The sequence below is a fragment of the Peterkaempfera bronchialis genome, assembly GCF_003258605.2.
GTDB lineage: Bacteria > Actinomycetota > Actinomycetes > Streptomycetales > Streptomycetaceae > Peterkaempfera > Peterkaempfera bronchialis.
Genome location: NZ_CP031264.1, coordinates 5,396,916 through 5,410,297, shown reverse-complemented (window position 1 = coordinate 5,410,297; position 13,382 = coordinate 5,396,916). Strand labels below are relative to the sequence as shown.

Genomic DNA, 13,382 nt, shown 5'->3' with positions numbered 1-13,382 from the left:
CCACCATGCCGCAGGGACAGCCGTCCACCGTCCCCGACGACGGACTGACGACCCGTCAGCGTCGCAACCAGCCCGTGCTGGCCGTGCACACCGGGCCGGGCAAGGGCAAGTCCACCGCCGCCTTCGGCCTGGCGCTGCGCGGCTGGAACCAGGGCTGGCCGATCGGAGTGTTCCAGTTCGTCAAGTCCGCCAAGTGGAAGGTCGGCGAGGAGCGCGCGCTGCGGGTGCTCGGCGCCTCCGGCGAGGGCGGCCCGGTGACCTGGCACAAGATGGGCGAGGGCTGGTCCTGGGTCCAGCGCGACCTGGAGAGCAGCGAGGAGGCCGCCCGGGAGGGCTGGGAGCAGGTCAAGCGGGACCTGGCCGCCGAGACCTACCGGCTGTACGTCCTGGACGAGTTCACCTACCCGATGCACTGGGGCTGGGTGGACACCGAGGAGGTGGTCTCCGTCCTCCGCGACCGGCCCGGCGCGCAGCATGTGGTGATCACCGGCCGGTACGCACCGCAGGCGCTGCTGGACGCCGCCGACCTGGTCACCGAGATGACCAAGGTCAAGCACCCGATGGACGCGGGCCGCAAGGGCCAGCGCGGCATCGAGTGGTGACCGTACCCCGGCTGGTCGTCGCGGCCCCGTCCTCCGGTTCCGGCAAGACCACCGTGGCCACCGGGCTGATGGCCGCGCTCGCCGCCCGGGGCCTGGCGGTCTCGCCGCACAAGGTCGGCCCGGACTACATCGACCCCGGCTACCACGCCCTGGCCACCGGGCGTCCGGGGCGGAACCTGGACGCCTTCCTCTGCGGGCCGGAGCGGATCGCACGGCTGCTGCTGCACGGCGCGGCCGGGGCGGACCTGGCGGTGGTCGAGGGCGTGATGGGCCTCTTCGACGGCACGGCGGGGCGCGGCGAGCTGGCCTCCACCGCGCATGTCGCCAAGCTGCTGCGGGCTCCGGTGGTGCTGGTGGTGGACGCCTCCTCGCAGAGCCGGTCGGTGGCGGCGCTGGTGCACGGCTTCGCCTCCTGGGACCCGGAGGTGCGGCTGGGCGGGGTGATCCTCAACCGGGTGGCCTCCGACCGGCATGAGCAGTTGCTGCGCGAGGCCCTGGAGGAGGGCTCCGGGGTACCGGTGCTGGGCGCCGTACGCCGCAGCGAGGCGGTGGCGACGCCCTCCCGCCACCTGGGCCTGATCCCGGCGGTGGAGCGGAACGCGGCGGCGCTGCGGGCGGTCCGGGACATGGGCGCCCTGGTGGACCGCAGCGTGGACCTGGATGCCGTACTGGCCCTGGCCCGCTCCGCTCCCCCGCTCCCGGACCGGCCCTGGGACCCGGCGGCCGAGATCGCCGCGCTGGGCGGCCCGGTGACCGGCCGACCCCGGCTCGCGCTGGCCGGCGGGGCGGCGTTCTCCTTCTCGTACGCCGAGCACGCCGAACTGCTGACCGCCGCCGGGGCCGAGGTCGTCCCGTTCGACCCGCTGCACGACGAGAAGCTGCCCGGAGGCACGTCGGGGCTGGTGATCGGCGGCGGCTTCCCCGAGGTGTACGCGGCCGAGCTGTCCGCCAACGCCCCGCTGCGTTCGGCGGTCGCCGCCCTCGCCGCCTCCGGCGTGCCCATCGCCGCCGAGTGCGCCGGGCTGCTCTACCTCACCCGCTCGCTCGACGGCCACCCGATGTGCGGCCTGCTGGACGCCGACGCCCGGATGACCGACCGCCTCACCCTCGGCTACCGCGAGGCCGTCGCCCTGCATGACAGCCCCCTGGCGCCGGCCGGCACCCGCGTCCACGGCCATGAGTTCCACCGCACCCGCTGCGAACCGGGCTCCGGCCCCGCCCCCGCCTGGGCCTGGCGCGGCCCGACCGGGCCCGCCACCGAGGGGTTCGCCCACGGGCCGGTGCATGCCTCCTATCTGCATCTGCACTGGGCGGGCAGCCCCGGGATTCCGCTGCGGCTGGTCCGGCACGCCTGACCGCCGCCGCTTCGGGTAGTGTTGCCGTCCCCAGTAGCGGACGTACCGCAGTGGACGTACCAAGGAGGTGAGACCCATTACCGCTCTGTCAGCTTGGGTGCTCTCCTCTCACGATCGCGCGGCCCGTCCGGCATAGGTGACCGAGGGAGCCCCCATGGCATCCCGAAAGGCTTCCATGCCGGTCTCACCGCCACTCCTCTCCCTCTCCGCCATCGTCACCAGGCTGCGCGCCGCCGGCTGTGTCTTCGCCGAGGACGAGGCGCAGTTGCTCATCTCCACCGCCCGGACCCCTGACGAACTCGCCGCCATGGTCGAGCGGCGGGCCGCCGGGCTGCCCCTTGAACACGTGCTCGGCTGGGCGGACTTCTGCGGTCTGCGGATCGCCGTGGACCCCGGGGTCTTCGTCCCCCGCCGCCGCACCGAGTTCCTGGTCGAGCGGGCCGCCGCGCTGGCCGGGCCGGGCGCGGTCGTGGTCGACCTGTGCTGCGGCTCGGGCGCGCTGGGCGCGGCGCTGGCGGCGGGCCTGGGCGGCGTCGAGCTGCATGCGGCCGACCTCGACCCGGCCGCCGTCCGGTGCGCCCGCCGCAATGTCGCCGCCGCCGGTGGCCGGGTGTATCAGGGCGACCTCTACGCACCGCTGCCCGCCGCCCTGCGGGGCCGCGTCGACCTCCTGCTCGCCAATGTCCCTTACGTCCCCACCGAGGAAGTCGGACTGCTGCCCGCCGAGGCCCGCATCCACGAGGCCCGGGTGGCTCTCGACGGCGGCGCCGACGGGCTGGACGTCCTGCGCCGAGTGACCGCCGACGCCCCGCAGTGGCTGGCCCCCGGCGGCCATCTGCTGGTCGAGACCAGCGAGCGCCAGGCCCCCCAAGCCGTCGAAGCCTTCGCCCGCAGCGGACTGACCACCCGGATCGCCACCTCCGACGAGCTCTACGCCACCGTCGTCATCGGCACCAGACCGCCCGCCGGGAGCACCCCGGACCGCTGACCCGCCACCGGCCGTCCATCCGGAGTTCGTCTTCTGATCTCACATCAGTCCTATCCGGCTCTCATCGAACTCTCATGCCCGCACGGTTCCTTGCCTGGAGATGGGATTCACGCCGATCCGAAGAAGGGCTCACATGGCCTGGTGGCGAACCGCCTCCCGCAGGGACGCGGCCGACGATCCGAGTGCGGGGAAGGACGACGGCGAGCAGGTGCTGCGGGTGGCCGACCGTCTGCACGCCTTCAATCGCTATGAGTTGAAGTACCTGGTCCCGGCGGAGCAGGCGACCGCGATCCGCGACGAGTTGGTCGAGCGCATGGACCGCGACCCGCATAGCCCGGTCGGCGGCTACGGGGTGTGGAGTCTGTACTACGACACACCTCAACTGCGGTTCTACTGGGAGAAGATCGAGGGGCTGAAGTTCCGCCGCAAGCTGCGGCTGCGCCACTACGGCGATCTGGCGGCCGTCACGGACGACTCACCGGTCTTCGTGGAGGTCAAGCAGCGGGTCAACCGGGTCACCCAGAAGCGGCGGATCAGGCTTCCGTACGCGACCGCCCGGCGGCTCTGCGACCGGCGGGAGCTGATCGAGCATGCCGAGCGGGAGCGCGCCTTCGTGGAGGAGGTGCTGGACCTGGTCGTCCGGCTCGATCTGCGACCCACCGCCATCACCGGCTACCAGCGCGAGGCCCTGGTCGGCCGCGCCCAGGACACCGGGCTGCGGGTCACCTTCGACCGGCGCATCCGGGGTCGCGACCGTGACTTCCACCTCGGCGCCGAGGCCGAGAACCGCTACACCGTCCCGCCGCACCTGGCCGTGATGGAGGTCAAGGTCAATGAGCGGGCGCCGTACTGGATCACCGACCTGGCGGCCCGCCGCGACCTCAACCTGGTGCGGGTCTCCAAGTACGTGCAGAGCATCGAGGCATTCGGCCTGGCTCCCCGGTCCGTCTTCCACGTCCGCGACGAGGACCTCACTCCGCCCACCCCGCACACTCCCCGGCACCCGGCGCCGGCCCAGCTGCCTGTGGAGGCATGACCAGTGAACTTCAACCTCCAGGATCTCAGCGGCACCTTCAGCGTGGCCGACATCGTGCTCGCGATGGCGCTGTCGTTCGCCCTGAGCACCATGATCGGCTTCGTCTACCGGGCGACGCACCGCAATGTCTCCTACAGCCAGTCCTATGTGCAGACCCTGGTCATCGTCGGCATGGTCGTGGCACTGATCATGCTGGTGGTCGGCTCCAACCTGGCCCGGGCCTTCTCCCTGGTCGGCGCGCTGTCGGTGGTCCGCTTCCGCAACGCGGTCAAGGAGACCCGGGATGTCGGCTTCATCTTCCTGGTGATGGGCCTGGGCATGGCCTGCGGCGCCCGCTTCTACACCCTGGCGGCCATCGCCGCCGTGGCCATCTGCCTGATCATGGTCGTGATGCACCGCTTCAACTGGTTCCACCTCGATGTGCAGCGGCAGGTCGTCAAGGTCCAACTGCCTGCCGGCGAGGACCGCACGGCGGCCATCCAGGACGTACTGCTCCGCTTCACCACCGAGTTCGAGCTGGTGAGCACCGAGTCCATCCGCGGCGGCACGCTGACCGAGGTCTTCTACACGGTGCGGCTGAAGAAGGGCACCGAGCCGGGCGAACTGGTCATGGCCCTCCAGGAGCGCGCCTCCGGACAGCGGGTCACCGTGCTGACCGGGTACGACCAGACCGACCTGTGATGGGTACCCCGGCCAAGGCGCCCGGGCGGCGGCTGCGCCACCGCATCCCGCTCCGGCTGCGCCACCACTGGAAGCCCGCCGCGCTGCTCTGCGCGGGGCTCGCCCTGCTGCTGGCCTTCTTCGGCGATGCGCGGATCTCGCCCTATGTCACCAGCGCCTCGGCGGCGGAGGGCAGCAAGGTCACGGAGAACATCCCGGGCACGGCCGAGCTGTATGACGCCACGGTCGCGCACTCGATTCGGCTGGAGTACGACGAGGACGACTTCACGGCGATGATGGCCGAGTTCCGGAAGGACGGCTCCAAGGAGTACATCGAGGCGGACGCGACCATCGACGGCACCCTGGTGTCCAGGGTCGGCATCCGGCTGAAGGGCAACTCCACCCTCCAGTCCCTGCGCCGCTCCGGCTCGGACTCTGGATTCGGGCGGCAGGGCGGCGAATTCGGCGGGGGATTCGGCGGCGAATTCGGCGGCGGCGGCGGGATGACGGCCGTCCCGCTCTCCGCCGACAAGCCGGAGGAGCTGCCCTGGCTCATCAAGGTCGACCAGTACATCGCGGGCCGGGCGTACCAGGGGCACCAGCAGATCTCGGTGCGTCCCGGGTCCAATGCGTCCATACCGCTCAACGAAGCCGTCTCGCTGGCCTCGGTGAAGACCTCCGGGCAGGCGGCGGAGCGTTCTGCGCTCTCCTCCTTCACCGTCAACAACCGCCCGGCGGTGGCCCGGCTGATCGTGGAGAACCCCTCCCGCGACTTCGCGGAGACCGCCGTCGGCACGGACGGCGTGCTCTACAAGGCCCTGAGCACCGGCCGGTTCTCCTACCAGGGTGACGACCCGACCGCGTACAAGGACGACTTCAAGCAGCTCACCAAGAAGGGAAGCCAGGATCTCCAGCCCGTCATCGACCTGATGAAGTGGGTCGACACCTCGTCGGACAAGGAGTTCGCCGAGGGGTTGGGCAAGCGGGTCGACGTCGAGTCCTTCGCCCGCTATGTCGCCACGCAGAATCTGCTGCTGAACTCCGACGACATGAGCGGCCCCGGCAAGAACTACTACCTCTGGTACGACCTGGGCAGCAGGAAGTTCACCGTGCTGGGGTGGGACTACAACCTCACCTTCAACGGGAGCAGCGACGCCGGACCGGACGACACGATCGGCCTGGGCGGCGGCCGACCACCTGGCGGCACCGGTGGCTTTCCCCAGGGACTCCCCGAAGGACTACCGGAAGGCCTCCCCGAGGGCTTCCCTGAAGGCGGCGGGCCTGAAGGCGGCGGGCCACCCGGCGGGGGCATGATGTCCGGCCACACCCTCAAGGAGCGCTTCCTGGAGCTGTCCGCGTTCGACGACGTCTACCACGACGCCTACCGCGAGCTGTACCAGCAGTTCTACGGCTCCGGCAGCGCACTCAAGGCCCTGGATACGGCTGTGGACCAGGCCGTGGCGGCGGGCGCCGAGAGGTCCGGGATCGCCACCGCCGCCGAGAAGCTGCGGTCCACAATCACCGCCCGGACCAAGAGCCTCGCCGCCGACCCGGTCGTCCGGGGCACGGCCGGCGGCTGACCCACCGCTGCCCGCCGCCCCGCCGCCCCACCGCCCGCCCGCCGGGCTCGGTCAGCGGCGGGCGGCGGTGGAGGGTGCGGCCGTGGCGGCGTGGACCTCCTCCTTGCGGGAGGGATGCCGGTGCGGGGGCGGTACCGCCCGGATGCCCCGGGCGGTGTGGACCGGACCTGCCGTGTTCTTGGTCAGCCACTCCAGGGCGGTGGGCAGCATCGCCGCCCAGACGGCGGTGTTGTGCCCGCCGTGGGCGACGGTGAGCGTGGTGCCGTGGGCGGGGCGGGACAGCTCGGCCAGCAGCGAGCGGGCGTCGGCCACCGTGCGGCCGTCCTGGAGGCTGCCGGCCAGCAGCAGCGCGATATCCGGCTGCGCGGCCATCCGGCGCAGCCGCAGCACGGGGCTGTTGGCGGCACGCAGCGCCGGGTTGTGCACGACGAACGGGGAGTCGGGGGTGTTGTAGCCGGAGAGGCTGACGGCGGAGTGGAAGACGGAGGGGTGCTTGACGATGAGGTTGACGGCGCAGTATCCGCCGGCGGAGTAGCCCATGACCGCCCAGTGGCGGGCGTCGGGGGCGGCCCGCAGGCTGTGTTTGATCAGCCAGGGCACGTCCTTGGCCAGCCAGGTGTCGGCCTGGGGGCCGTTGGGGATGTTGGTGCAGCCGGTGTCCTTGATGCCGGTGTAGTTCATGGTGACCGCGACCAGGATGAACGGGTGGGTCTGCTGCGAGGCGATCAGCCCGCTCAGCTTGCGGTCGACGTCCAAGGCACCGAACCAGGTGCGCGGCGAGCCGGGCTGGCCGGGCAGCAGCTCGATCACCGGGAACGCCTTGTCCTGGTAGGCCGCCTCGTGGTACTGCGGCGGCAGCCAGACGTACAACTCGCCGCGCAGCCGGGAGCTCGGCCCGACCGCCGTCGAGATGAGCACATCGCGCTTGTACGGGTCGAACGACAGCGCCGAGCGGGTGCCCTTGGGCTGGAGCCCGCCGAGGGCGGCCGCGCCCACCTTGGGGGTGGCGCCGTCCGGGCCGAGGGCGACCTGGTTCCCGTTGTTGCCGAGCAGGTCGTCCCAGCTCTCGTAGAAGGCGTAGGTGTTGTTCAGCCAGACGAGGGCGACCAGCACGGCCACGGCCTGGTTGAGCAGCAGCAGGCCGAGTCTCCCACCGTGGCGGACGGCTTTCGGGCCGGGTATCCGGTTCCACAGGGCCAGCACCAGCACGGTGAGCACCACCAGCACGGCCACGATGAGCGCGAAGAACGCGCCGCTCGTCAAGTCCATCCCCTCAAGCCTTCCGTCTGCGGCTCTGCCTGCCCGGTCCGTCGTACCGGTCTCGTGCCGCACCTGAGGAGGAGACGCGTGGAACCGCAATCAGGTTCCTATCGGGGTGGATCAGACACCCGAAAGGACCACAAGGTTCCCTCGTACGGGGCATCCGCGCGGGGTGCGGGGCCGCCGATCGGGCGGCCTGGGCCAGTCGGCGGCAGTCGGCGGCGGTCGGCGGCAAAGGGGTTTGCTCCGGCGGGCATCGGCGCAGGTGCGGTGCGGTGCACGCCACACGGGGTCCGGTTGACTGCCCGCCGGGCGCGTGATGGGATTTCCGGGCCATACACGGCGGCATTGACGAGGAAGTCCGGTGCGAATCCGGCGCGGTCCCGCCACTGTCACCGGGGAGCGCCCCCGACCCTCGCAGGCCGTCTGCGGGAGCCGGCCACGGCCGCGAAACATGCGGTTGGAAGGCCCGGGGGCGTGCCGATCCGGGAGCCAGGAGACTCTGGCCGCCGTCACGTCGACCGGGGCGAGGACCCCGAGTGAGGACTTCGCCATGCGCGCTCCGCATGCTGCCGCGCCGCGGCCCGCCGACCCCGGCCGCAGAGGCCGCAGAAGCCAGGGTGACCGCAGAAGCCCCGGCCACCGCCCCGGCCCGTCCGCGTGGGCCGCGTGAGCCGCCGCCTGGTAGGGGTCGGCATGGGCCCCGGCGACCCCGAGCTGGTCACGGTCAAGGGCGTCCGGGTGCTGCGCGAGGCACACCAGGTGGTGGTGCCCGTCATGGACAGCGGCGAGACCGGCCGCGCCGAGGCGACCGTGCTGCACCACACGGGCGCGGAGAAGGTCGTCCGGGTGGTGTTCGCCCTCAATGAGCGCGAGGACCGGGCCCGCCGCGAGGCGGCCTGGGACGCGGCCGGGGAGCAGGTCGTGGCGCTGCTGCGCGAGGCGGGCGAGGACGGCATCGTCGCCTTCGCCACCATCGGCGACCCCAATGTCTACTCCACCTTCACCTACCTCGCCCAGACGGTCCGCCGGGTGATGCCCGGCACGGTCGTGGAGACCGTCCCCGGCATCACCGCGATGCAGGACCTGGCGGCGCGCTCCGGCACGGTGCTGGCCGAGGGTGTCGAACCGCTCACCCTGGTGCCGGTGACCGCCGGTTCCGCCGTGCTGCGGCAGGCCCTGGAGGGGCCCGGCACGGTGGTGGCGTACAAGTTCGGCCGGATCGCCGCCGAGGTCGCCGCCGCGCTGCGGGAGACCGGCCGGACCGACGGCGCCGTCTGGGGCTCCGCACTGGGCCTGCCGGAGGAGTCCATCCGCCCGGCCGCCGAACTCGACGGCACCCCGCAGCCGTATCTGTCCACCCTGATCTGCCCCGCCCGGCGGGACTCCCGAGGGGGAAAGCTGTGACCGGTACGACCAGCGGCAAGGTCACCTTTGTCGGGGCCGGTCCCGGCGCCGCCGACCTGCTCACCTTCCGGGCCGCCCGGGCGATAGCCGAGGCCGATGTGGTGGTCTGGGCGGCCAGCCTGGTGCAGGAGGAGGTGCTGGCGCACGCCCGCGAGGGGGCCAGGGTGCTGGACTCCTCGCTGGTCCCCATGGAGGACGTGCTGGCCGTGTACGAGCAGGCGGCGCGGGACGGCCTCAGGGTGGCCCGCATCCACTCCGGCGACCCGTCGCTGTGGGGCGCCGTCCAGGAGCAGTTGGAGCGGTGCCGGGCACTGGGCCTGGAGACCGAGATCGTGCCCGGGGTGTCGTCCTTCTCCGCGGTGGCGGCCATCGTCCAGCGGGAGCTGACCGTCCCCGAGGTCGCCCAGTCGGTGATCCTCACCCGGCTCGGCGGCGGCAAGACGCCGATGCCGCCCGGCGAGGAGGTCCGCGAGTTCGCCCGCCACGGCACCACCATGGCGGTCTTCCTGTCGGCGGCGCGCAGCGGCCAGCTGGCCGCCGAACTGCTGGCGGGCGGCTACGCCGAGGAGACCCCGGTGGTCGTCGCCCACCAGGCGACCTGGCCGGAGGAGCTGGTACTGCACTGCACGGTGGGCACCCTGGAGGCCACCGTCAAAGCGCACCGGCTCTGGAAGCACACGCTCTTCCTGGTGGGCCCGGCGCTGGGCGCCGAGGGCACCCGCTCGCACCTGTACCACCCCGGGCACTTCCATACCTTCCGCAAGGCCGACCGGCGGGCGCGGCGCACGCTGCGCACCGACGGGGCCAGTGCCGCGCCGCTGCCCGCCGACGGCTGAGCCGCGCCCGCCCACCCCCACCGCCGTACCGAACCCCGACCCCCGGCCGCACCCCCGAGAGGAGGGCCGCCCCCGCATGGCCACACAGCACCACCATGACCGCCGTCCGGACCCGATCACCGTCCTCGGGCGGGGGCGCCACCCCCTGCCGCCCGGGGACGCCGACCTGCTCTCGACCGCCACGCTGGTGGTCGGCGCCCGCCGCCATCTGGAGTCCGCGCCGGTAGCGGCGGCGGCCCGCCGGATCGTCCTGGGGCCGCTGGCCCCCGCGCTGGACGCCATCGCCGAGGAAGCGGCCCGGGACGGCGGCCGGACCGTGGTGCTGGCCTCCGGCGACCCGGGCTTCTTCGGGATCGTCCGGGCGCTGGCGGAGCGGTTCGGGGCGGACCGGCTGGAGGTCCGCCCCGACACCTCGTCGGTGGCGGAGGCGTTCGCCCGGCTGGGGCTGCCCTGGGATGACGCCGTGGTGGTCAGCGCGCACGGCCGGGCACCGCAGGCCGCCTTCAACGTCTGCCGGGCGCACCGCAAGACCGCCGTACTCACCGCGCCCGGCGCCGGCCCGGCCGAACTCGCCGCCGAACTGCTCCGCACCCCGGACCTCGAACGCCGCCTGGTCGTCGCCTCCGACCTGGGCGGTCCCGGCGAGCGGGTCGAGGAGGTCGACCCGGCCGAGGCCGCCGCCCGCCGCTGGCCGGCCGTCAACCTGGTCCTCTGCCTGGGGCCGTCCGACCGGCCCGGCCCGATGCGGACGCTGGCGGGGGCGGGGGGCGCACCGGCCGGTTGGGCGCTGCCGGAGACCGCGTTCGAGCACCGCGACTCCATGGTGACCAAGGCCGAGGTCCGCGCCCTGGTGCTGGCCCGGCTGGGGCCCCGGCTGGGCGAACTGGTCTGGGACGTCGGCGCGGGCAGCGGCTCGGTGGCCGTGGAGTGCGCCCGGTTCGGGGCGGCCGTGATCGCCGTGGAGCAGGCCGCCGACGGCGCCGCCCGCGTCCGGGCCAACGCCCGTGCGCACGGGGTGGACGTCTCGGTGGTGCACGGCCGCGCGCCGCAGGCCCTGGCCCCGCTGCCCGACCCCGACGCGGTCTTCGTCGGCGGCGGCGGCAGCGACCTGCCCGCCGTGGTCACCGCCTGCGCCGCCCGCGCCCGGCGTACCGTCGTCGTCACCCTGGCCGCGCTGGACCGGGTGCCCGCCGTACGGGAAGCGCTGCACGCCGCCGGGATGGCGAGCGACGGCGTACTGCTCCAGTCCTCCCGGCTCGCCCCGCTGCCCGGCGGGGTGAGCCGCCTCGCGGCGGTCAACCCGGTCTTTGTGCTGTGGGGCCACCGCCCGGCCCGGGACGGGGAGGCGCAGCCATGACCTGCCGCCGCACACGCACCGCCACCGGCCGGCTCCGCGTTCAGGCCCCGTCAGCGGCCGACAGCGCACGGACATCCCGCCCACGGGTGCCCACACCGCACATCCCAACCCCGGCCGCCGGCGCCCGCGCCCCACACCCCGCCCGCCAACGCACAACGCCAGCGCACCCGGACCAGCCCCACCCCCACACCCCCGCACACCCACCCCGGCCCAGGCCACTGCCACCCCGCACCCGCACCCACACCCGCACCCAGGCCGGACCGGAGCACCCCGCCCACCGACCGCACATCCCAACCCCGGCCGCCGGCACCCACGCGCCACACCCCGCCCGCCAACGCACAACGCCAGCGCACCCGGACCAGCCCCACCACCACACCCCCGCACACCCACCCCGGCCCAGGCCACTGCCACCCCGCACCCGCACCCAGGCCGGACCCGAGCACCCCGCCCACCGACCGCCCCCGCCCCCGAGACAGCAGCCACCGGGGCACCGCCCCCACCCGAGGAGGACCCAGCCGTGATCGGCCTGATCGCCGCCACCGCCGCCGGCCGCCGTGCCGCAGCCGAGCTCGCCGCCGCCTGGCCCGGCCGCACCGCCGTGTACGACGGCCCGGTGGCGGAGGCGGTGCGCCGGGCGTTCGCCGAGTGCGGGCAACTGGTGTGCTTCCTCGCCACCGGCGCCACCGTGCGCCTGGTCGCCCCGCTGCTCGTGGACAAGGCCGCCGACCCCGGCGTGGTCTGCGTGGACGAGGGACGCCGCTTCGCGGTCGCCCTGCTGGGCGGGCACGGCGGCGGCGCCAATGCGCTGGCCGCCGACGTCGCCGAGGTACTGGGCGCGCAGCCGGTGGTCACCACCGCCACCGACGCGACCGGCATCCCCGGCCTGGACACCCTGGGCCTGCCGGTGGAGGGCGAGGTCGCCGCCGTCGCCCGGGCGGTGCTGGACGGCTCCCCGGTACGGCTGGACGCCGACCGGCCGTACCCGCTGCCCGCGCTGCCGCCCTGCGTACGCGCCGACGCGCCCGCCGACGCGCCGGTGCTGCGGGTCAGCGACCGTACGGCAGCCCCGTCCGGTTCCCCCGCCGCCACGCTGCGGCCCGCCTCGCTGGTGGTCGGCGTCGGCGCCAGCCGCGACGTGCCCGCCGACGAGGTGCTGGGCCTGGTCGAGGCGGCGCTGGCCGACGCCGGGCTGTCGGCCGCCTCCGTGGCGCAGCTCTCCACCGTGGACGCCAAGGCCGACGAGCCCGGCATCCTGGAGGCCGCCCGCCGCCTCGGGGTCCCCGTGGTGACCCACCCCGCCGACGAGTTGGCCACCGTCGCCGTCCCCAACCCGTCCGCCGCGCCGCTGGCCGCCGTCGGCACCCCGAGCGTCGCCGAGGCCGCCGCCCTGGCCGACGCACCCGGCGGTGAACTCCTCGTCCCCAAGCGCAAGTCGGCCCCCGAGGGCCGCGCCGCGATGTGCACCGTCGCCGTCGCCCGCCGCGCCGTACGCGGGCGACTGGCCCTGGTCGGCCTGGGACCCGGCGCCCGGGACCTGCTCACCCCGCGCGCCCGCGCCGAACTGCGCCGCGCCTCCGTGGTGGTGGGCCTGGACCAGTACGTCGACCAGATCCGCGACCTGCTGCGCCCCGGCACCCGGGTCGAGGAGTCCGGCCTGGGCGCGGAGGAGGAGCGGGCCCACAGCGCCGTGCGGCTCGCCCGGGAGGGCCTGGCGGTGGCGCTGATCGGCAGCGGCGACGCGGGGGTGTACGCCATGGCGTCGCCCGCGCTGGCCGAAGCCGGCGACGACATCGACGTGGTGGGGGTGCCCGGCGTGACCGCCGCGCTGGCCGCCGCCGCGCTGCTGGGCGCACCGCTGGGCCACGACCATGTCTCCCTCTCCCTCTCCGACCTGCACACCCCCTGGGAGGTGATCGAGCGCCGGGTACGGGCAGCCGCCGAGGCCGACCTGGTGGTCACCTTCTACAACCCGCGCAGCCGCGGCCGCGACTGGCAACTGCCCAAGGCGCTGGACATCCTCGCCACCCATCGCACCCCGGGCACCCCGGTCGGGGTCGCCCATGGCGTCTCCCGCGCCGACGAGTGGCACACCGTCACCACCCTCGCCGAACTGGACCCCACCACCGTCGACATGACCACCGTGGTCACCGTCGGCAACACCGCGACCCGGCTGGTCGCCGGCCGCATGGTCACCCCGCGCGGCTACCGGTGGCAGCAGTGACCCCCGCCGCGTCCCCGCCCCCACCCTCACCCTCGCCCCCACCCTCACCCTCACCCTCACCCTCACCCTCACCCTCATCC

The 13,382-nt window shown here is 74.0% G+C and carries 11 protein-coding genes and 1 riboswitch; of the genes, 10 read left to right on the top strand and 1 reads right to left on the bottom strand.

Features of this window, described 5'->3' with window-relative positions; all coding sequences use genetic code 11:
* Window positions 1-5 precede the first annotated feature (5 nt).
* The 6 genes from cobO (at window position 6) to C7M71_RS23890 (ending at window position 6,221) form a co-directional block, all read left to right on the top strand.
* Window positions 6-602, top strand: a complete 597-nt coding sequence (cobO, locus tag C7M71_RS23915) for a cob(I)yrinic acid a,c-diamide adenosyltransferase (RefSeq protein WP_111495310.1) — start codon at window positions 6-8, stop codon at window positions 600-602.
* A complete protein-coding gene (locus C7M71_RS23910) occupies window positions 596-1,957 on the top strand; it encodes a cobyrinate a,c-diamide synthase (RefSeq protein WP_111495308.1) in 1,362 nt (453 codons plus the stop codon). The genes cobO and C7M71_RS23910 overlap by 7 nt, the downstream gene beginning before the upstream one ends.
* Window positions 1,958-2,132: 175 nt before the next feature.
* Window positions 2,133-2,945, top strand: coding sequence for a putative protein N(5)-glutamine methyltransferase (locus tag C7M71_RS23905; protein ID WP_114914529.1), 813 nt, complete (start codon window positions 2,133-2,135; stop codon window positions 2,943-2,945).
* A gap of 133 nt (window positions 2,946-3,078) precedes the next feature.
* Window positions 3,079-3,981, top strand: a complete 903-nt coding sequence (locus C7M71_RS23900) for a polyphosphate polymerase domain-containing protein (RefSeq protein WP_111493924.1) — start codon at window positions 3,079-3,081, stop codon at window positions 3,979-3,981.
* 3 nt (window positions 3,982-3,984) lie between these two features.
* Window positions 3,985-4,662 (top strand): DUF4956 domain-containing protein, encoded by a 678-nt coding sequence (locus C7M71_RS23895; RefSeq protein ID WP_111493926.1) that lies wholly within the window; start codon window positions 3,985-3,987, stop codon window positions 4,660-4,662.
* A complete protein-coding gene (locus tag C7M71_RS23890) occupies window positions 4,662-6,221 on the top strand; it encodes a CotH kinase family protein (protein WP_111493928.1) in 1,560 nt (519 codons plus the stop codon). The genes C7M71_RS23895 and C7M71_RS23890 overlap by 1 nt, the downstream gene beginning before the upstream one ends.
* Window positions 6,222-6,272: 51 nt before the next feature.
* Here the strand turns inward: C7M71_RS23890 and C7M71_RS23885 are convergent, their stop codons facing one another.
* A complete protein-coding gene (locus C7M71_RS23885) occupies window positions 6,273-7,490 on the bottom strand; it encodes an alpha/beta hydrolase (protein WP_111493930.1) in 1,218 nt (405 codons plus the stop codon).
* 345 nt (window positions 7,491-7,835) lie between these two features.
* Window positions 7,836-7,983: riboswitch (cobalamin riboswitch) on the top strand.
* Window positions 7,984-8,150: 167 nt separating this feature from the next.
* Here C7M71_RS23885 and cobI point away from each other — a divergent pair.
* From cobI to cobJ, 4 genes are all read left to right on the top strand, one after another.
* Complete coding sequence (cobI, locus tag C7M71_RS23880) at window positions 8,151-8,888, top strand: precorrin-2 C(20)-methyltransferase (protein ID WP_111493934.1); 738 nt, start codon at window positions 8,151-8,153, stop codon at window positions 8,886-8,888.
* Window positions 8,885-9,724 (top strand): precorrin-4 C(11)-methyltransferase, encoded by an 840-nt coding sequence (gene cobM, locus C7M71_RS23875; protein WP_114914528.1) that lies wholly within the window; start codon window positions 8,885-8,887, stop codon window positions 9,722-9,724. The genes cobI and cobM overlap by 4 nt, the downstream gene beginning before the upstream one ends.
* Before the next feature lie 76 nt (window positions 9,725-9,800).
* Window positions 9,801-11,081: a precorrin-6y C5,15-methyltransferase (decarboxylating) subunit CbiE gene (gene cbiE / locus C7M71_RS23870; protein WP_114914527.1), complete on the top strand. Its 1,281-nt coding sequence runs from the start codon at window positions 9,801-9,803 to the stop codon at window positions 11,079-11,081.
* A 517-nt stretch (window positions 11,082-11,598) separates the two neighbouring features.
* Complete coding sequence (cobJ, locus tag C7M71_RS23865; protein WP_114914526.1) at window positions 11,599-13,302, top strand: precorrin-3B C(17)-methyltransferase; 1,704 nt, start codon at window positions 11,599-11,601, stop codon at window positions 13,300-13,302.
* Window positions 13,303-13,382 lie beyond the last annotated feature (80 nt).

Excerpts from the sequence above, each read along its gene's own strand:
- C7M71_RS23905 (WP_114914529.1), top strand. The coding sequence starts at position 2,133 with ATGCCGGTCTCACCGCCACTCCTCTCCCTCTCCGCCATCGTCACCAGG.
- C7M71_RS23900 (WP_111493924.1), top strand. The coding sequence starts at position 3,079 with ATGGCCTGGTGGCGAACCGCCTCCCGCAGGGACGCGGCCGACGATCCG.
- cobO (WP_111495310.1), top strand. The coding sequence starts at position 6 with ATGCCGCAGGGACAGCCGTCCACCGTCCCCGACGACGGACTGACGACC.
- cbiE (WP_114914527.1), top strand. The coding sequence starts at position 9,801 with ATGGCCACACAGCACCACCATGACCGCCGTCCGGACCCGATCACCGTC.
- C7M71_RS23885 (WP_111493930.1), bottom strand. The coding sequence starts at position 7,490 with ATGGACTTGACGAGCGGCGCGTTCTTCGCGCTCATCGTGGCCGTGCTG.
- C7M71_RS23890 (WP_111493928.1), top strand. The coding sequence starts at position 4,662 with ATGGGTACCCCGGCCAAGGCGCCCGGGCGGCGGCTGCGCCACCGCATC.